General features: G+C 61.3%; 16 protein-coding genes and 1 pseudogene. 13 read left to right on the top strand and 4 right to left on the bottom strand.

The annotated features are described in order from the left end of the window. Positions 1-49 precede the first annotated feature (49 nt). Positions 50-1,123 (top strand): annotated as a pseudogene (gene mcpH, locus ACF8EF_RS04515) (methyl-accepting chemotaxis protein McpH); the annotation flags it as partial. Positions 1,124-1,249: 126 nt separating this feature from the next. Next, positions 1,250-1,987 carry a methyl-accepting chemotaxis protein gene (locus tag ACF8EF_RS04510; RefSeq protein ID WP_370588310.1) on the top strand — a complete coding sequence of 246 codons (738 nt, stop codon included), beginning with the start codon at positions 1,250-1,252 and terminating at the stop codon, positions 1,985-1,987. A gap of 34 nt (positions 1,988-2,021) precedes the next feature. Here the strand turns inward: ACF8EF_RS04510 and ACF8EF_RS04505 are convergent, their stop codons facing one another. Beyond that, on the bottom strand, positions 2,022-3,062 hold the full coding sequence (locus tag ACF8EF_RS04505) for a low specificity L-threonine aldolase (protein WP_176683563.1): 1,041 nt from the start codon (positions 3,060-3,062) through the stop codon (positions 2,022-2,024). Between the two features lie 324 nt (positions 3,063-3,386). On the opposite strand from ACF8EF_RS04505, the gene ACF8EF_RS04500 reads away from it, so the two are divergent. The 7 genes from ACF8EF_RS04500 to fdhA all read left to right on the top strand — a co-directional run bounded on the left by ACF8EF_RS04500 (position 3,387) and on the right by fdhA (position 12,442). Continuing rightward, complete coding sequence (locus tag ACF8EF_RS04500; RefSeq protein ID WP_021782655.1) at positions 3,387-4,640, top strand: serine hydroxymethyltransferase; 1,254 nt, start codon at positions 3,387-3,389, stop codon at positions 4,638-4,640. A 15-nt stretch (positions 4,641-4,655) separates the two neighbouring features. After that, complete coding sequence (locus ACF8EF_RS04495) at positions 4,656-5,906, top strand: sarcosine oxidase subunit beta family protein (RefSeq protein WP_003255680.1); 1,251 nt, start codon at positions 4,656-4,658, stop codon at positions 5,904-5,906. A gap of 14 nt (positions 5,907-5,920) precedes the next feature. Continuing rightward, positions 5,921-6,256 carry a sarcosine oxidase subunit delta gene (locus ACF8EF_RS04490; RefSeq protein ID WP_003255679.1) on the top strand — a complete coding sequence of 112 codons (336 nt, stop codon included), beginning with the start codon at positions 5,921-5,923 and terminating at the stop codon, positions 6,254-6,256. After that, on the top strand, positions 6,253-9,267 hold the full coding sequence (locus ACF8EF_RS04485; protein WP_021782656.1) for a sarcosine oxidase subunit alpha: 3,015 nt from the start codon (positions 6,253-6,255) through the stop codon (positions 9,265-9,267). Before ACF8EF_RS04490 ends, ACF8EF_RS04485 begins: the two co-directional genes overlap by 4 nt. 170 nt (positions 9,268-9,437) lie before the next feature. Continuing rightward, positions 9,438-10,070: a sarcosine oxidase subunit gamma gene (locus tag ACF8EF_RS04480; protein WP_014589391.1), complete on the top strand. Its 633-nt coding sequence runs from the start codon at positions 9,438-9,440 to the stop codon at positions 10,068-10,070. Positions 10,071-10,082: 12 nt separating this feature from the next. Then, complete coding sequence (gene purU / locus ACF8EF_RS04475) at positions 10,083-10,940, top strand: formyltetrahydrofolate deformylase (protein ID WP_016714526.1); 858 nt, start codon at positions 10,083-10,085, stop codon at positions 10,938-10,940. A gap of 302 nt (positions 10,941-11,242) precedes the next feature. Further along, positions 11,243-12,442 carry a formaldehyde dehydrogenase, glutathione-independent gene (gene fdhA / locus ACF8EF_RS04470; protein WP_011953256.1) on the top strand — a complete coding sequence of 400 codons (1,200 nt, stop codon included), beginning with the start codon at positions 11,243-11,245 and terminating at the stop codon, positions 12,440-12,442. Between the two features lie 203 nt (positions 12,443-12,645). Here the strand turns inward: fdhA and ACF8EF_RS04465 are convergent, their stop codons facing one another. Continuing rightward, on the bottom strand, positions 12,646-13,569 hold the full coding sequence (locus tag ACF8EF_RS04465) for an RHS repeat-associated core domain-containing protein (protein WP_392460598.1): 924 nt from the start codon (positions 13,567-13,569) through the stop codon (positions 12,646-12,648). 193 nt (positions 13,570-13,762) lie between these two features. On the opposite strand from ACF8EF_RS04465, the gene ACF8EF_RS04460 reads away from it, so the two are divergent. Further along, entirely contained in the window at positions 13,763-14,338 is a 576-nt protein-coding gene (locus ACF8EF_RS04460) for a DUF2780 domain-containing protein (protein ID WP_020191608.1), read from the top strand. A 20-nt stretch (positions 14,339-14,358) separates the two neighbouring features. Here the strand turns inward: ACF8EF_RS04460 and ACF8EF_RS04455 are convergent, their stop codons facing one another. After that, positions 14,359-15,108: an RHS repeat-associated core domain-containing protein gene (locus tag ACF8EF_RS04455; RefSeq protein ID WP_392460597.1), complete on the bottom strand. Its 750-nt coding sequence runs from the start codon at positions 15,106-15,108 to the stop codon at positions 14,359-14,361. Positions 15,109-15,319: 211 nt separating this feature from the next. Then, positions 15,320-16,207 (bottom strand): acyltransferase, encoded by an 888-nt coding sequence (locus ACF8EF_RS04450; RefSeq protein WP_076402456.1) that lies wholly within the window; start codon positions 16,205-16,207, stop codon positions 15,320-15,322. A 182-nt stretch (positions 16,208-16,389) separates the two neighbouring features. Between ACF8EF_RS04450 and ACF8EF_RS04445 the strand changes: the two genes are divergently transcribed. The 3 genes from ACF8EF_RS04445 (at position 16,390) to creC (ending at position 19,154) form a co-directional block, all read left to right on the top strand. Further along, positions 16,390-16,890, top strand: coding sequence for an ATP-dependent zinc protease (locus ACF8EF_RS04445; protein ID WP_176683559.1), 501 nt, complete (start codon positions 16,390-16,392; stop codon positions 16,888-16,890). 147 nt (positions 16,891-17,037) lie between these two features. Continuing rightward, positions 17,038-17,718: a two-component system response regulator CreB gene (gene creB, locus ACF8EF_RS04440; RefSeq protein ID WP_209968628.1), complete on the top strand. Its 681-nt coding sequence runs from the start codon at positions 17,038-17,040 to the stop codon at positions 17,716-17,718. After that, positions 17,718-19,154, top strand: coding sequence for a two-component system sensor histidine kinase CreC (gene creC, locus ACF8EF_RS04435; RefSeq protein WP_392460596.1), 1,437 nt, complete (start codon positions 17,718-17,720; stop codon positions 19,152-19,154). The genes creB and creC overlap by 1 nt, the downstream gene beginning before the upstream one ends. The last annotated feature ends 77 nt before the right edge of the window (positions 19,155-19,231 follow it).

The raw sequence follows: 19,231 nt of genomic DNA, 5'->3' as shown, positions 1-19,231 counted from the left end.
GCAAGTGTATACACTTTCCGCAGAACAATAATGTGCGGGGAGTAGGGGCATGCGTATCTGGCGTAAGAGCATTCAGTGGCAATTGATCACCAGCATGGGCGCTGCCTTGCTGGCGAGCATCTTGGTTGTAGTCATTATCTTCACCGTGGCGCTCAACCGCCTCACCGACCGCTACCTGGTCGACACTGCCCTGCCTGCCAGCATCGAAGCCATCCGCAACGACATCGAGCGCATGCTGGGCCAGCCGCTGGTCGCTGCAGCGGACGTTGCCGGTAACACCCTGCTGCGCGACTGGCTTGCTGCCGGTGAAGATCCCGCGCAGGCACCCCAATTCATCGAATACCTGGCCGCCGCCAAGCAGCGCAATCAGGCCTTCACTGCGCTGTTCGCCTCGACCGAAACCGGCCACTACTACAACGAGAACGGCCTGGACCGTACCCTCAGCCGCAGCAACCCCAAGGACAAGTGGTTTTACGGTTATATCGACAGCGGCGCCGAGCGGCTCATCAACATAGACATCGATGGTGCCACCGGCGAGCTGGCACTGTTCATCGATTATCGTGTGGAAAAGAAAGGCAAGCTGGTGGGTGTGGCCGGCATGGGCCTGCGCATGACCGAGTTATCGAAGCTGATCCACGACTTCAGCTTTGGCGAGCACGGCAAAGTGTTTCTGGTACGCAACGATGGTTTGATCCAGGTGCATCCCGATGCTGCCTTCAGTGGCAAGCGTCAGCTTGCCGAGCAGCTAGGCGCGGACGCAGCCAAAGGCGTCATGACCGGAGGCGGGAGCCTGCGTAGCAGCCGCTTCAGCCGTGACGGTGAGCGCTACCTGGCGCTGGGCCTGCCGCTGCGCGACCTCAACTGGACCCTTGTGGCTGAAGTGCCAGAGTCGGAAATTTACGCGCAAATGCATCAGGCCGTCTGGCTGACCAGCCTGATCGGTGGCGCCGTAGCGTTGGTGTCACTGCTGTTGGTGGTACTGCTGGCGCGAGGCCTGGTGCGGCCGATCCGCCGCGTTACCGCCGCATTGGTTCAGATTGGCGGTGGAGCGGGTGATCTCAGCCACCGCCTGGACGATTCGCGCCAGGATGAACTGGGTGACCTGGCCCGTGGTTTCAACCGCTTCCTGGACAGCCAGCGCAGCCTGATCGGCGAGGTGCTGAGTACCTCCGAGCGGCTGCGGCGGGCCGTGGAGCAGGTAACCCAGGTGGTGGACAACACCGCCGAGCGCTCCGGGCGCCAGCAAGAGATGACCGAAATGGTCGCCACTGCTGTACACGAGATGGGCCTGACCGTGCAGGACATTGCCCGCAATGCCGGCGATGCGGCCCAGGCGTCGCAGTCGGCACGAGACGAGGCGTTGCAGGCCCGCGAGGTGGTGCAACGATCCATTCGTGGCATCGAGGGGATGTCGGGCGACATCGGCAAAGCGGCCGATGCGGTCAGCCAACTGGCCGACGAAGTCGCCTCGGTCGATGAAGTGCTCGCGGTAATCCGCAGCATTTCCGAGCAGACCAACCTGCTCGCGCTGAACGCTGCGATCGAGGCCGCGCGGGCAGGGGAGATGGGGCGCGGGTTCGCTGTGGTGGCCGATGAAGTTCGTACGCTGGCCAGGCGCACACAACTGTCCACCGATGAAGTGCAGCAGATGATCCAGCGGCTGAAGTTGGGTGCAGGTTCGGCGGTGAGTTCAATGCAGGCAGGGCAGCAGGCAACCGGCAGTGGTGTGGAGTCGAGCCAGCGCACCGGGGCATCGCTGAGCGCGATTACCGACCAGGTAGAGCACATCAGTGACATGAACCATCAGGTGGCCACGGCTACCGAGGAGCAGTCGGCGGTGACCGAGGAAATCAACCGGACAGTGCAGGGGATTTCCGATTTGGCGCGTGAGACGGCGGCTGAGGTGCAAGGGTGTCGCGAGGAGTGCCAGGCGTTGCGTGGGTTGGCTGATGACCTGGCGCGGCAGATGGGTGGGTTCAGGCTCTAGATCGCCGGGGCCGCAAGACGGCCCCGGCACTTGCTCAGCCACCAATGATCGTGCGGATATCCGCGGCCAGCTCACGCACCCGCGCTTCTTCGGTATCCCAGGAGCACATGAAGCGCGCGCCACCGTTGCCGATAAAGGTATAGAAGCGCCAGCCCTTGCCCCGCAGCGCCTCGATGGCGTGCTCCGGCATCTGCAGGAACACCCCGTTGGCCTCAACCGGGAACATCAGCTCTACTCCCGGCAGGTCACTGACCAACGATGCCAGCAGCTGCGCGCAATGATTGGCGTGGTTGCCATGGCGTAACCAGGCGCCATCTTCCAGCAGCCCGACCCAGGGCGCCGACAAGAAGCGCATTTTCGACGCCAGTTGCCCTGCCTGCTTGCAGCGATAATCGAAGTCTTCGGCCAGTTGGCGGTTGAAGAACAGAATTGCCTCGCCTACCGCCATGCCGTTCTTGGTGCCGCCAAAGCACAGCACATCCACGCCGGCCTTCCAGGTCAGTTCGGCCGGGCTGCAGCCCAGGAATGCGCAGGCATTGGTAAAGCGTGCGCCGTCCATGTGCAGGTTCAGGCCCAGCTCCTTGCAGGTGGCGCTGATCGCCTTCAGCTCGTCGGGGCGGTACACCGTGCCTACTTCGGTAGCCTGGGTAATGGTCACCACGCGCGGCTTGGGGTAGTGGATATCCTGGCGTTTGAGCGCCACTTCGCGGATCGACTGTGGCGTCAGCTTGCCGTTGACGCTGGCCGCCGTCAGCAACTTGGAGCCGTTGGAGAAAAACTCCGGTGCACCGCATTCGTCGGTTTCGACGTGGGCGGTCTCGGAGCAGATCACGCTGTGGTAGCTCTGGCACAGAGACGCCAGGGCCAGGGAGTTGGCCGCGGTGCCGTTGAAGGCGAAGAACACTTCGCAGTCGGTTTCGAACAGATTGCGGAAGTACTCCGATGCACGCTCGGTCCACTGGTCGTCGCCGTAGGCGCGGTCGTGGCCGCGGTTGGCTTTTTCCATCGCCGCCCAGGCTTCGGGGCAGATACCGGAATAGTTGTCGCTGGCGAATTGTTGGCTCTTGTCTGTCATGGCACGGTCCTGTGAACGACGCAGAACAGCACTCTAAACCATCGATTCAGCACTTGCCTATACAACCCGTGCAGCGATTTCTGTTCATTACTGTGCCGGCCTCTTCGCGGGCGCGCCCGCTCCCACAATGGTCCTGCACACGGCAATCACTGTGGGAGCGGGCGCGCCCGCGAAGGGGCCCGCATGGGCGGCACAAAGAGAATGTCGTAAACGCGCCATTGCAAGGCGTGCGCAGGCATCTGACCCGACCCCGCCAGTCATAACATCGCCACAAAGGGCCACAGTGCCCCACGACAAAAAACGATCGCTGCCGGGAGATACACAATGTTCAGCAAGCAAGACCAGATCCAGGGTTACGACGATGCACTGCTGGCGGCGATGAATGCCGAAGAACAGCGCCAGGAAGATCACATCGAGCTGATCGCCTCGGAGAACTACACCAGCAAGCGCGTCATGCAGGCCCAAGGCAGCGGCCTGACCAACAAGTACGCCGAAGGCTACCCGGGCAAGCGTTACTACGGTGGCTGCGAGCACGTAGACAAGGTAGAAGCCCTGGCCATCGAGCGCGCCAAGCAGCTGTTCGGTGCCGACTACGCAAACGTCCAGCCGCACTCCGGCTCGTCGGCCAACGGCGCGGTCTACCTGGCCCTGCTGCAAGCCGGTGACACCATCCTGGGCATGAGCCTGGCCCACGGTGGCCACCTGACCCACGGCGCCAAAGTGTCGTCCTCGGGCAAGCTGTACAACGCTGTCCAGTACGGTATCGACACCAACACCGGCCTGATCGACTATGATGAAGTCGAGCGCCTGGCGGTCGAGCACAAGCCGAAAATGATCGTTGCCGGTTTCTCGGCCTACTCCAAGACCCTCGACTTCCCACGCTTCCGCGCCATCGCCGACAAAGTGGGCGCACTGCTGTTCGTCGACATGGCCCACGTTGCCGGCCTGGTTGCCGCTGGTCTGTACCCGAACCCGATCCCGTTCGCCGATGTGGTCACCACCACCACCCACAAGACCCTGCGCGGTCCGCGTGGCGGCCTGATTCTGGCCAAGTCGAACGAAGAGATCGAGAAAAAGCTGAACGCCGCTGTATTCCCGGGCGCCCAGGGTGGCCCGCTGATGCACGTGATCGCTGCCAAGGCGGTGTGCTTCAAGGAAGCGCTGGAGCCTGAATTCAAGGCCTACCAGCAGCAAGTGATCGAAAACGCCCAGGCCATGGCCAAGGTGTTCATCGACCGTGGCTACGATGTGGTTTCCGGTGGTACCGACAACCACCTGTTCCTGGTCAGCCTGATCCGTCAGGGCCTGACTGGCAAAGACGCCGACGCCGCCCTGGGTCGTGCGCATATCACCGTCAACAAGAACGCCGTGCCGAACGACCCGCAGTCGCCGTTCGTCACTTCGGGCCTGCGTATCGGCACCCCGGCCGTCACCACCCGCGGCTTCAAGGTCGCTCAGTGTGTGGCATTGGCTGGCTGGATTTGCGACATCCTCGACAACCTCGGTGACGCAGACGTCGAAGCCGATGTGGCGAAGAACGTCGCGGCCCTGTGCGCAGATTTCCCTGTCTACCGCTGAGTGGAGTCACACACCATGCAACGTTACTCGGGCTTCGGCCTTTTCAAGCACTCCCTCAGCCACCACGAAAACTGGCAGCGGATGTGGCGCACGCCAACCCCTAAAAAGGTTTACGACGTAGTCATCGTCGGCGGTGGCGGCCATGGCCTGGCCACGGCCTACTACCTGGCCAAAGAGCACGGCATCACCAACGTTGCCGTGATCGAGAAGGGCTACCTGGGCGGCGGCAACACCGCCCGTAACACCACCATCGTGCGTTCCAACTACCTGTGGGACGAGTCGGCGCACCTGTACGAGCACGCCATGAAGCTGTGGGAGGGCCTGTCCCAGGACCTCAACTACAACGTGATGTTCTCCCAGCGCGGTGTTTACAACCTGTGCCACACCCTGCAGGACATGCGTGACTCCGAGCGTCGGGTCAGTGCCAACCGCCTCAACGGCGTGGATGGCGAACTGCTGAACACTGCCCAGGTTGCGGCCGAAATCCCGTACCTGGACTGCTCGAAGAACACCCGCTACCCGATCCTCGGCGCCACCGTACAGCGCCGTGGCGGCGTTGCCCGTCACGATGCCGTGGCCTGGGGCTTCGCCCGCGCTGCCGACGCCCTGGGCGTCGACCTGATCCAGCAAACCGAAGTGATCGGCTTCCGCAAGGAAAACGGCGCGGTCATCGGTGTGGAAACCAACAAAGGCTTCATCGGCGCCAAGCGCGTCGGCGTGGTCACCGCCGGTAACTCGGGGCACATGGCCAAGCTGGCCGGCTTCCGCTTGCCGCTGGAATCGCACCCGCTGCAAGCACTGGTATCCGAGCCGATCAAGCCGATCATCGACAGCGTGATCATGTCCAACGCCGTACACGGCTACATCAGCCAGTCCGACAAAGGCGACCTGGTGATCGGTGCCGGTATCGACGGCTGGGTCGGCTACGGCCAGCGCGGTTCGTACCCGGTGATCGAGCACACCCTGCAGGCCATCGTCGAGATGTTCCCCAACCTGTCGCGTGTTCGCATGAACCGCCAGTGGGGCGGCATCGTAGACACCTCGCCGGACGCTTGCCCGATCATCACCAAAACCCCGGTCAAGAACATGTTCTTCAACTGCGGTTGGGGTACTGGCGGCTTCAAGGCGACCCCCGGTTCGGGCAACGTCTTCGCCGCGAGCCTGGCCAAGGGCGAAATGCACCCACTGGCCGCGCCGTTCTCCATGGACCGTTTCTACAACGGCGCATTGATCGACGAACACGGCGCCGCCGCCGTCGCCCACTAACCGGAGACACCGTCATGTTGCATATTTTCTGTCCCCACTGCGGCGAGCTGCGCTCCGAAGAAGAGTTCCACGCCTCTGGCCAGGCGCACATCGCCCGCCCGCTGGACCCTAACGCCTGCTCCGACGAGGAGTGGGGTACCTACATGTTCTACCGTGACAACCCACGCGGTATTCACCATGAACTGTGGGACCACGTTGCCGGCTGCCGCCAGTACTTCAACGTCACCCGTGACACCGTGACCTACGAAATTCTGGAAACCTACAAGATTGGCGAGAAGCCGCAAGTGACCGCCAACGGCAAAGCCGCCAGCGCCACGTCGACCGTCAAAGGCCAAGGGGAAAAAGTATGAGCCAGACCTATCGCCTCGCCAGCGGCGGCCGTATCGACCGCAGCAAGGTCCTGAACTTCACCTTCAACGGCAAGACCTACCAGGGTTATGCCGGTGACAGCCTGGCCGCCGCGTTGCTGGCCAACGGCGTCGACATCGTCGGCCGTAGCTTCAAGTATTCGCGCCCGCGCGGCATCATCGCTGCCGGTACCGAAGAGCCGAATGCCATCCTGCAGATCGGCTCCAGCGAAGCTACCCAGATCCCCAACGTGCGCGCTACCCAACAGGCGCTGTACGCGGGTCTTGTCGCCACCAGCACCAACGGCTGGCCGAACGTCAACAACGACGTCATGGGCATCCTCGGCAAGGTTGGCGGCAGCATGATGCCGCCGGGTTTCTACTACAAAACCTTCATGTACCCCAAATCGTTCTGGATGACTTACGAGAAGTACATCCGTAAAGCCGCCGGCCTGGGCCGTGCGCCGCTGCAGAACGACCCTGACAGCTACGACTACATGAACCGGCACTGCGATGTGCTGATCGTCGGCGCCGGCCCTGCTGGCCTGGCTGCTGCACTGGCCGCTGCGCGCAGCGGTGCCCGTGTGATCCTGGCTGACGAGCAGGAAGAGTTCGGTGGCAGCCTGCTCGACACCCGCGAAACCCTCGACGGCAAGCCTGCCGCCGACTGGGTCAACGCCGTGGTCAAAGAGCTGGAAAGCCTGCCGGAAGTAACCCTGCTGCCACGTGCCACGGTCAACGGCTACCACGACCATAACTTCCTGACCATTCACGAGCGCCTCACCGACCACCTCGGCGATCGCGCCCCGATCGGCCAGGTTCGCCACCGCGTGCACCGCGTCCGCGCCAAGCGCGTGGTACTGGCTGCCGGCGCCCACGAGCGCCCACTGGTGTATGGCAACAACGACGTGCCGGGCAACATGCTGGCCGGTGCTGTTTCCACCTATGTTCGCCGCTATGGCGTGGCGCCGGGTCGCAAGCTGGTACTGTCGACCAACAACGACCACGCCTATCGCGCCGCGCTGGACTGGCACGACGCAGGCCTGCAAGTGGTCGCCATCGCCGACGCCCGCCACAACCCACGTGGCTCGCTGGTTGAAGAAGCGCGTGCCAAAGGCATTCGCATCCTCACCTCCAGCGCCGTGGTCGAGGCCAAAGGCAGCAAGCACGTTACCGGTGCCCGCGTGGCGGCCATCGATGTGCAGGCGCACAAAGTCACCAGCCCAGGCGAAGTCCTCGAGTGCGACCTGATCGCGTCCTCGGGTGGTTACAGCCCTATCGTGCACCTGGCTTCGCACCTGGGCGGTCGCCCGGTATGGCGTGACGACATCCTTGGCTTCGTGCCGGGCGATGCGCCGCAGAAGCGTGAGTGCGTCGGTGGTATCAACGGCGTATATGCCTTGGGCGATGTGATTGCCGATGGCTTTGAGGGCGGCGTCCGCGCAGCCACCGAGGCCGGTTTCAAGGCCACTGTCGGCACCCTGCCAAAAACCGTGGCGCGCAAGGAAGAGGCCACTGTGGCACTGTTCCTGGTGCCGCACGACAAAGGCACCAAGGGGCCGAAGCAGTTCGTCGACCAGCAGAACGACGTGACCGCAGCCGGTATCGAGCTGGCCACCCGTGAAGGCTTCGAGTCGGTCGAGCACGTCAAGCGCTACACCGCGCTGGGCTTCGGTACCGACCAGGGCAAACTGGGCAACATCAACGGCCTGGCCATCGCCGCCCGTTCGATCGGCATCACCATCCCGGAAATGGGTACCACCATGTTCCGCCCCAACTACACGCCGGTGACGTTCGGCGCGGTAGCGGGCCGTCACTGTGGTCACCTGTTCGAGCCCGTGCGCTTCACTGCCCTGCATGCCTGGCACGTGAAGAACGGCGCCGAGTTCGAAGACGTCGGCCAGTGGAAGCGCCCGTGGTACTTCCCGAAAGCCGGTGAAGACATCCATGCTGCCGTGACTCGCGAATGCAAGGCCGTGCGCGACAGCGTGGGCCTGCTGGACGCCTCGACCCTGGGCAAGATCGACATCCAGGGCCCGGACGCGCGCGAATTCCTCAACCGCATCTACACCAACGCCTGGACCAAGCTCGACGTGGGCAAGGCCCGCTACGGCCTGATGTGTAAGGAAGACGGCATGGTCTTCGACGACGGCGTAACCGCTTGCGTCGGCGACAACCACTTCATCATGACCACCACCACCGGCGGCGCTGCCCGCGTGCTGCAGTGGATGGAGCTGTATCACCAGACCGAATGGCCAGAGCTGAAGGTGTACTTCACTTCGGTCACCGACCACTGGGCCACCATGACCCTGTCCGGCCCTAACAGCCGCAAGCTGCTGAGCGAGCTGACCGACATCGACATGGACAAGGAAGCCTTCCCGTTCATGACCTGGAAGGAAGGCAACGTCGGTGGCGTGCCGGCCCGCGTGTTCCGTATCTCGTTCACCGGCGAGCTGTCGTACGAAGTGAACGTGCAGGCCAACTACGCGATGGGCGTGCTGGAACAGATCATCGAAGCTGGCAAGAAGTACAACCTGACCCCGTACGGCACCGAGACCATGCACGTACTGCGTGCAGAGAAGGGCTTCATCATCGTTGGCCAGGACACCGATGGTTCGATGAACCCGGACGACCTGAACATGAGCTGGTGCGTTGGCCGCAACAAGCCGTTCTCGTGGATCGGCCTGCGTGGCATGAACCGCGAAGACTGCGTGCGTGAGAACCGCAAGCAGCTGGTGGGCCTGAAACCGGTCGACCCGACCAAGTGGCTGCCGGAAGGCGCCCAACTGGTGTTCGACCCGAAACAGCCAATCCCGATGGACATGGTCGGCCACGTCACCTCCAGCTACGCGTCCAACTCCCTGGGCTACTCGTTCGCCATGGGTGTGGTCAAAGGCGGCCTCAAGCGCATGGGCGAGCGTGTCTACTCGCCGCAGGCAGATGGCAGCGTGATCGAGGCGGAAATCGTGTCTTCGGTGTTCTTCGATCCGAAGGGTGAGCGGCAGAACGTCTAAGGCCCCCGGTCCAACCGGTGCCAGGCGTGGAATGAGGTCTCTGTGGGAGCGGGCGTGCCCGCGAAGAGGGCGGTGAATTCAACATCGCATTCGCGGGCATGCCCGCTCCCACAGGATGGCCGTCTCCCGCAGGCATCGTGGTCGAATCCAGAATTCAAGGCAGGTAAGAAATGAGCGCTATCAACGTCTTCCAGCAAAACCCCGGCGCCGAGGCCAAAGCCCAGTCGCCACTGCACCATGCCGACCTGGCCAGCCTGGTAGGCAAAGGCCGCAAGAACGCAGGCGTGACCCTGCGTGAACGCAAGTTCCTCGGCCACCTCACCCTGCGCGGTGATGGCCACAACCCGGAATTCGCCGCCGGCGTGCACAAGGCCCTTGGCCTGGAGCTGCCAGTGGCGCTGACCGTGGTCGCCAACAAGGATATGTCGCTGCAATGGGTCGGCCCCGACGAGTGGTTGCTGATCGTACCCGGCGGCCAGGAGCTGGCAGTCGAGCAAAAGCTGCGCGCGGCCCTTGAAGGCCAGCACATTCAGGTCGTCAATGTCAGTGGCGGGCAAAGCCTGCTGGAACTGCGCGGCCCGAACGTGCGCGACGTGCTGATGAAGTCCACCAGCTATGATGTTCACCCGAACAACTTCCCGGTGGGCAAGGCTGTGGGCACCGTGTTCGCCAAGTCGCAACTGGTGATCCGCCGCACTGCAGAAGACACCTGGGAGCTGGTGATTCGCCGCAGCTTTGCCGACTACTGGTGGCTGTGGCTGCAGGACGCTTCTGCCGAATACGGCTTGAGCATCGAAGCTTAAGGAGACCAGAACATGAGTCGGGCACCGGATACCTGGATTCTCACCGCCGACTGCCCGAGCATGCTCGGTACCGTCGACGTGGTGACGCGTTACCTCTTCGAGCAGCGCTGCTACGTGACGGAGCACCACTCCTTCGATGACCGGCAGTCGGGACGCTTCTTCATTCGCGTCGAGTTCCGTCAGCCGGACGATTTCGACGAGGCGGGCTTCCGGGCCGGCCTCGCTGAGCGCAGCGAAGCGTTCGGCATGGCTTTCGAGCTGACCGCACCCAACCACCGCCCCAAGGTGGTGATCATGGTGTCCAAGGCCGACCATTGCCTGAATGACCTGCTGTATCGCCAGCGTATTGGCCAACTGGGCATGGATGTGGTCGCGGTGGTGTCCAACCACCCTGATCTCGAACCGCTGGCGCAGTGGCACAAGATCCCTTACTACCACTTCGCCCTCGACCCCAAGGACAAGCCTGGGCAAGAACGCAAGGTGCTGCAGGTGATCGAGGAAACCGGCGCCGAGCTGGTGATCCTCGCGCGCTATATGCAGGTACTGTCGCCTGAGCTGTGCCGCCGTCTGGATGGTTGGGCGATCAATATTCACCACTCGCTGTTGCCGGGTTTCAAAGGCGCCAAGCCTTATCACCAGGCGTACAACAAGGGCGTGAAAATGGTTGGTGCCACGGCGCACTACATCAACAACGACCTGGACGAAGGGCCGATCATTGCCCAGGGCGTCGAGGTGGTGGATCACAGTCACTATCCCGAAGACCTGATTGCCAAAGGGCGGGATATTGAATGCCTGACCCTGGCGCGGGCTGTGGGTTATCACATCGAGCGGCGGGTGTTCCTCAACGCCAACCGGACTGTCGTTCTGTAATAACCGGTACCGGCCTCTTCGCGGCTAAAGCCGCTCCTACAGGTACAGCACAGCCCTCGGGTTGGTGCGGTCCCCCGTAGGAGCGGCTTTAGCCGCGAAGAGGCCCGCACAGGCCGCCCCTCCGTTTGCCCATATTCCCCAACGACACCCCTGCCGCTAAAAGGCATCTCCCTGTCGCTTCCAGTCAGTGCGTCCGGCCCCATCCGGCCCACAATTCCCTGCATTCCAGTAGTACATGCCGCCCACGGATGGCGGCGCTTCAACCAACGCTGCATAAATAATAATCAAGCGAGGTACAAGCAATGTCTGGCAATCGTGGAGTGGTATATCTCGGCGCCGGCAAGGTCGAAGTGCAACACATCGACTACCCGAAAATGCAGGACCCGCGCGGCAAGAAAATCGAACACGGCGTCATCCTGAAGGTGGTCTCCACCAACATCTGCGGTTCTGACCAGCACATGGTCCGTGGCCGCACCACTGCCCAGGTCGGCCTGGTCCTGGGCCACGAAATCACCGGTGAAATCGTCGAGAAGGGCCGCGACGTTGAGCGCATGCAGATCGGCGATCTGGTATCGGTCCCGTTCAACGTCGCCTGCGGTCGCTGCCGCTCCTGCAAAGAGATGCACACCGGTGTCTGCCTCACTGTAAACCCGGCCCGCGCCGGCGGTGCCTACGGCTACGTCGACATGGGCGACTGGACCGGCGGCCAGGCCGAATACGTGCTGGTGCCGTACGCTGACTTCAACCTGCTGAAGCTGCCCGAGCGTGACAAGGCCATGGAAAAGATCCGTGACCTGACCTGCCTGTCCGATATCCTGCCCACCGGCTACCACGGTGCCGTGACTGCTGGCGTAGGCCCAGGCAGCACTGTCTACGTTGCCGGTGCCGGCCCGGTCGGCCTGGCCGCCGCGGCCTCGGCGCGCCTGCTGGGCGCCGCCTGTGTGATCGTCGGTGACCTGAACCCGGCCCGCCTGGCCCACGCCAAGTCGCAAGGCTTCGAAGTGGTCGACCTGTCCAAGGACACTCCGCTGCACGAGCAGATCGTCGACATCCTCGGCGAGCCGGAAGTGGACTGCGCCGTCGACGCGGTCGGCTTCGAGGCCCGTGGCCATGGCCACGAAGGTGCCAAGCACGAGGCCCCGGCCACCGTGCTGAACTCGCTGATGCAAGTGACCCGCGTAGCCGGCAACATCGGTATCCCGGGCCTGTACGTGACCGAAGACCCAGGCGCTGTGGATGCTGCAGCCAAGATCGGCGCGCTGAGCATCCGCTTCGGCCTGGGCTGGGCGAAATCGCACAGCTTCCACACCGGCCAGACCCCGACCATGAAATACAACCGCCAGCTGATGCAGGCGATCATGTGGGATCGCATCAACATTGCTGAAGTGGTGGGGGTGCAGGTGATCAACCTGGATCAGGCGCCGGAAGGGTATGGCGAGTTTGATGCGGGTGTGCCGAAGAAATTCGTTATCGACCCGCACAAAATGTGGGGTGCGGCGTAATCAGCGTCGAGTAAAAAGAGCCCCTCGCATCGAGGGGCTTTTTGTCTATTCTGATAAGGCATCTCGGCCGGAGGTGCTTGTAATAAGCCTTTCATCGCTTTTGAAATCGAGCGCCGCCCGCACATACCTCATCAGTTCCGAAGCCTGGTGAGTGGCCCTGGAGCGAAGGGCCACTGCGCAGTCATTTTCATGCAGACAGTTAATTACTTCGATTTTGGCCGGCGCGTCTCATTGTTTGAGTCGACTGCCCCGAATTGGTAGTTTCTGTCGTCATTAGGATCGTCATATTTTTTTTGCGTGTAGAACATGTTTCCACTATCGGTGTGCCCGCTCGTTGGGCGGTAAGTATCAGGTTTTGAACTTTTTATGGATTCTTCGGCGTAGTAATGTTCGGAGAAAATGTATGCATGATCTTTCTTTTCTACGTATTTATTTATGCCGTGTGCCTTTCTTTTGCTGTGTTTAAGCGTTTTTTGTACGGTTTTTGCATTGGCCTTAATTTGTTTCTCGACTGTTTTTCCTCCGTATGTTCTTTCCTCGACTAAACTGGTGAGATTGGTGGTTTGCTTTTTCAGTTCTGCATTAATAACCTCGATGCTTTCCAGACGCTGCTCCAATTTTACTTGGTTACTACGAAACCACGTTCTAGGCTTGAGAAGGCTCCACATCCCCGTTTCGTCTTTCCGATTGACTGGGTCATTCACACAGTACGCGAAAGCATTGACCCCGCCTCGGGCGAATGGGCTTTCAGCGTTGTCCGGTCCGATGAACCGTCTCATCTCGGTGCTAAAGCCACGGTGTCCCTGGCCTAGAAGATAAAGGTGCATGTTTTCCAATATGAACTCGCCGTTGAATCCCAACGCTGTGGATCCTGAAGGCAGTTTGTCGTTGTATCCAAAGGGGGTATAGTTGTGATTGTTTTGCTTTCCGTCAGGCGTGCTCACGACAAGGACTGAATCCATCTCATCCGTTGCGAGAAGCTGGGAGCTTCTTGCTTCTTTGCCAGCGGATTCAGCAAGAGGGAGCGTTCCAATCCGCAGGATTGAACGCTTCTGATCGTTTCCAATGACAGTGGTCAGTTTGTTGGTCTGGTAGAAATATTTGGGGGTATCAGGACTGTTTTTCACCGACGTGCTCCCGTTGTCTGCAGTTGGCCCCGGAAATGGATGGCGTGGGCACTACGATTATCTGGAGTGTCTTGAGCAATTGACTACTGGCAGAAATATCAGGTATGCGCCTGTTGGGGCCCGGAACAATCCCCCAGATTTCCAGTCAAACCCTTCGTTTTCCAGGCCATCCCGGCCGACGAGGTCCCTTCCGATGAAAGCACTCACCTTGGCAACCCTGATGACCCTGGCCGCCAGCCCGGTGTTCGCCTTCAACCTCAGCGACGCCGCCAATGCCGTGTCCGCCATGCAGAACCCGCAACAGCAAGGCCAGGTGCAGGCCCCCGAGGCGCAGGCCAATCTGCTCAACACCTTGGGCAGCGAATTGAAGATCACCCCCGAACAGGCCGTGGGCGGCGCAGGGGCGATGTTGGGGTTGGCGCGCAACAACCTTAGCAGTGAGGACTATGGCCAATTGACCAAGGCCGTGCCGGGTCTGGACCTGTTGTCCGGTGCCAATATGCTGGGTGGGTTGAGCGGGCTGGGCGATTTGCTGGGCAAGAACAGCGAAAGCCAGTCGGCATTGAGCAACGCGTTGGGCAACGACGTGGAGAACCGTAATGACCTGGACAATGCGTTCAAGGCACTGGGCATGGACACTGGAATGATCGGCCAGTTCGCCCCGCTGATCCTGCAGTACCTCGGCCAGCAGGGCATCGCCGGGTCGTTGCTGCAGAACCTGGGTAGCCTGTGGACCACCCCAGCGCCAGTGAGTACGCCATCGGTTTGAGATTATCACAAGGCCAGACGTCATACATCGAAGGTCTTGAGCGTCACTTCCAGGGCTCTGATTCGATATTGTGCTTCAGTCAGCCAGACTTCGCGTGATTCCATTTCTTTACGATATCGTTGGTCACTGATCCCTTGGATTTTGGCGAAGGCTTTCGAAGATGGTTTCAAAAGCTCGGTGTATTCTTGCTGTTTTTGCGCTGCGCGTTCAGTGAGATTTTTTATATAGATGGCTAATGACCGTCTTTCTTTGAGAAGGCGGTTTTTGTGGGCAATCTGTTCCTTCAGGTACGTCTTGATCGTTATGTCTTTGTTAAAGGCAACAGTCTTTGTTTTCGCCAAATGGTGTGAAGCGGAGTGCCTGGTGTTCAACAGAGGAGGCTCTATTACCTGCGCCGCAAGCTTTTTTGTCAGCGGTGCTGTTCGGTGAGGTTTCGGGTTAGACTTTTGCTCCCAAAACTTTTGTAAATTGGCGAATTCCCGTTGTTGCCCTGTATCATCCCGGTAATTGATGGGGTCACAGGCACAGTATGCGTAGGCGTTATAGCCACCGTCGCTGAACGGGCTGAGATCATCGGGCTTGAGGAAGCGCATCAAGGCTGGACTATAGCTTCGGTATCCTCGCCCCAATGCATAGGTGCCAAGGAGCGGATCAAATCGTTCATCCTTGAAGCCTATTATCGTGGCTCTACCTGCTTGGCTGCCGATGTGCCCGTAAGGGCTGTAGACCAGGGCGGTGATTTTCACTTGAGAGCGGCTCGCAAGAGACATGCTGCTTAAGTCTTCGTCTTTGCGAGGCCGGGCACAACTAGCAGAATTATCAGGGGGCGCAACGTAACCGTGCTGATGTCAACCGGCTGCCTGCTTCGGCCTCTTCGCGGGTAAACCCGCTCCTACGCAGGTAGAGCCTATCCTTGGGGATGTGGTAATCCGCGTAGGAGCGGGTTTACCCGCGAAGAGGCCAGCTCAGGCGGCAGAGGTCTCAGCCCATCTCCGCCCGCAGCTGCTCGATCCGCTGGTCCTTCGCCACCCACAACTGGTTCACCCAAGCCTGCACCGCCTGACGAAACTCGGGATCATTCTCGTAATCCCCCGCCCACAACGCCGGGTCCAGCTCCCGCACCTGAATGTCGATAATCACCCGGCTGATGCTGCCATTGAGCAGGTCCCAGAACCCCGGCGCCTTGTTGCCGGGGTACACGATGGTCACATCCAGCAGGGCATCCAGCTGCTCGCCCAATGCCGCGAGCACAAACGCCACACCACCCGCCTTGGGCTTGAGCAGGTAGCGATACGGCGACTGCTGCTCCTGGCGCTTGGCTTCGGTAAACCGGGTGCCCTCCAGGTAATTGACCACGGTCACCGGCTGGCGCTTGAACAGCTCGCAGGCCGCCTTGGTGATTTCCAGGTCCTTGCCCTTGAGCTCCGGGTGCTTTTCCAGAAACGCCTTGCTGTAGCGCTTCATGAACGGGTAATCCAGCCCCCACCAGGCCAGGCCCAGCAACGGTACCCAGATCAGTTCCTTTTTCAGGAAGAACTTGAAGAACGGTGTACGGCGGTTGAGGCTTTCGATCAACGCCGGGATGTCGACCCAGGTCTGGTGGTTACTCACGGCCAGGTACGAGGTGTCCTTGCGCAGGTTTTCCACGCCACGGATGTCCCACTGGGTAGGGATGCACAGGGCGAAGATGGCTTTGTCGATTTCCGACCAGGTTTCGGCCACCCACATCACCGCCCACGACGCGTAGTCGCGGCCACGGCCCGGCAACACCAGCTTGAGCAGGGCGAAGACCAGCAGCGGGCAGATCAACACCACAGTGTTGAGCAGCAGCAGGGTGGTAGTGAGAATGCCGGTCAGCAGGCGACGCATAAAGAGACTCTTGTTGTGGGAGATGAACGGTTGGCAATGATAAGCAGGGCGGTGGCCTACGCCAAATGTCCAATGCCCGGCGGCGCGAACAAATGTTTCACGTTATGTTGTTTAGTCTTGTGGAAGCGAACCTCTCTTGCCAGTGCAGTCTAAGCACTGACCCTTTTCAAGGAAGCCTGCCTGTGAAACCACTGCTAGCCCTGTTGTCGATGTTGGCGCTGCCGGTAATGGCCGCCGAGCCCACCCTCTACGGCCGTTACGAGAACATCGCCCTGCCCGAACTGGGTGAAACCCTGAAAGCCAAGATGGACACCGGCGCCTTCACCGCGTCGCTGTCGGCCAAGGATATCGAGCTGTTCACCCGCGATGGGGACGAGTGGGTGCGCTTCCGCCTGGCGACCAAGGACTCGGACGGCAAGGTGTATGAGCACAAGGTCTCGCGCATCAGCAAGATCAAGGGCCGTGCCGATGAAGAGGACGAAGGGGATGCGCCAGAGGTCTCCAAGCGCCCGGTGGTCGACCTGGCGTTGTGCCTGGGGGATGTGAAGCGCACCGTCGAGGTGAATCTGGTGGACCGCAGCAACTTCAACTACCCGCTGCTGGTGGGTTCCAAGGCGCTGCGCGAGTTCAAGGCTGCGGTCAACCCGGCGAAAAAGTTCACTGCTGGCAAGCCAGGCTGTTGATCTGAAGCGTGCGCCATACAATGTAGGAGCGGGCTTGCCCGCGAACACACATAATGTGGTGTCAGGCACCGGCTTCGCCGGTGTTCGCGGGCAAGCCCGCTCCTACACTGAGATGTGCCAACCTTCAAAACCGCAAGGCCGGACGCCATGCCCCATATCCTCATCGTCGAAGACGAAGCCGCCATCGCCGACACCCTGGTCTACGCCCTGCAGGCCGACGGTCACAGCACCGAGTGGGTAACCTTGGGCAGTGCCGCCCTCGACCAGCAGCGCCAGCGCCCGGCCGACCTGGTCATCCTCGACATCGGCCTGCCCGACATCAGTGGCTTCGAAACCTGTCGCCAGCTGCGCCGGTTCACCGAGGTGCCGGTGATGTTTCTCAGCGCCCGGGACGGTGAAATCGACCGCGTAGTAGGCTTGGAAATCGGCGCCGACGACTACGTGGTAAAACCTTTCAGCCCTCGTGAAGTGGCAGCGCGCGTTCGGGCGATCCTCAAACGCATGGCCCCGAGGGCCGAGGCTGCCGGCGGAACCTCCTTGTTCCAGCTCGACACCCTGCGCATGCAGATCACCTACCGCAGCCAGCCGCTCACGCTGACCCGGCATGAGTTCCGCCTGCTGCAATGCCTGCTCGAACAACCGCAGCGGGTGTTCAGCCGCGAACAGCTGCTCGACGCTTTGGGCGTGGCCTCCGACGTGGGCTATGAGCGCACCATCGACAGCCATATCAAGAGCCTGCGCGCCAAGCTGCGCCAGGTAGCGGGTGATGCCGAGCCGATCCAGACCCATCGCGGCCTCGGTTACAGCTATAGCCCGGACCACGCCTGATGCGCTTGGGCATTCGCATCTTCCTGGTGTACTTCCTGTTCGTCGGCTTGGCCGGTTACTTCTTGCTCAATACCGTACGCGAACAGATTCGCCCGGTGGTACGCCAATCCTCTGAAGAAACATTGGTAGACACTGCCAACCTGCTGGCAGAAATCCTGCGGGATGAGGTCAAGGCCGGCACCCTGAACCAGGGCCGCCTGCCCGAGGTGCTCAAGGCCTACGGCTCGCGCAGCCCGGGCGCACAGATCTGGGGGCTGGCCAAGAACCAGGTCAGCCACCGCATCTACGTCACTGACGCCAAGGGCATCGTGTTGCTGGACTCCAGTGGCGAGGCCCTGGGCAAGGATTACTCGCAGTGGAATGACGTGCTGCTGACCCTGCGTGGCCAATATGGCGCCCGCTCCACCCGCAGCGATCCCAACGATGAAAGCACCTCGGTGATGCACGTTGGCGCACCGATCATCGACGACGGCAAGATCATCGGCGTTGTCACTGTCGCCAAGCCCAATAGCTCATTGCAACCCTACATTGACCGCTCCGAGCGGCGCCTGCTCACCCTGGGGCTGGGCCTGATCGGCCTGGGCTTGCTGATCGGCGCGGCTCTATCGTGGTGGCTTGCGCGCTCACTGCGCAAGTTGGCAGGTTATGCGCAGGCGGTCAGCGAAGGTGAGCGTGCGGAGCTTCCGCATTACAAGGGCGGCGAGCTGGCGAACCTGGCACAGGCAGTGGAGCGCATGCGCACCCAGCTGGAAGGCAAGGCCTATGTCGAGCGCTACGTGCACACCCTGACTCACGAGCTGAAAAGCCCGCTGGCGGCCATCCGTGGTGCTTCCGAGCTGTTGCAGGGCGAGGATATGCCCGCTGATCAGCGGGCACGCTTTGCCGGCAATATCGAGCGCGAGAGCAAGCGTTTGCAGCAGATGATCGAGCGGCTGCTCAACCTGGCCAGGGTCGAGCAGATGCAGGCGCTGGAGGACGAGCAGCAGGTGGCGCTGGCGGCGTTGGTCGATGAGTTGTTGCTGGCCCATGCGGCGCGTATCGAAGGCGCCAGTTTGCAGGTACGTCAGCGGGTGCCTGCCACTTTGCGTTTGCGCTGCGATCCGTTCCTGATGCGCCAGGCGTTGGCCAACCTGCTCGACAACGCGCTGGACTTCACCCCGGAAGGTGGCACGCTGCTGTTCGACCTGGAGCGCGATGGCGAACGGGTAGCGTTGAGTTTGTTCAACCAGGGGCAAGCGATACCGGCGTATGCCATCGGGCGGGTCAGCGAGCGGTTCTACTCGCTGCCGCGGCCCGGGAGCGGGCGCAAGAGCACTGGGCTGGGGCTGAATTTCGTGGCCGAGGTGATGCAGCTGCATGGCGGGGCCTTGGCGGTGGACAACGTCGATGGCGGGGTGCGGGTGCGGTTGTGGCTGCCGGTGCGGCGCATTAGCTGAGATAGCCGGGGCTGCACAGCAGCCCCAAATACACGTAAATCACACACGCTCTCCACAAAGCCTCCATGCAAGACGCA

This window comes from Pseudomonas sp. zjy_15 (genome assembly GCF_043101865.1).
Taxonomy (GTDB): domain Bacteria; phylum Pseudomonadota; class Gammaproteobacteria; order Pseudomonadales; family Pseudomonadaceae; genus Aquipseudomonas; species Aquipseudomonas putida_Y.
Note: the sequence above shows the minus strand (reverse complement) of the source record. Positions and strands in the feature narration are given on the sequence as shown.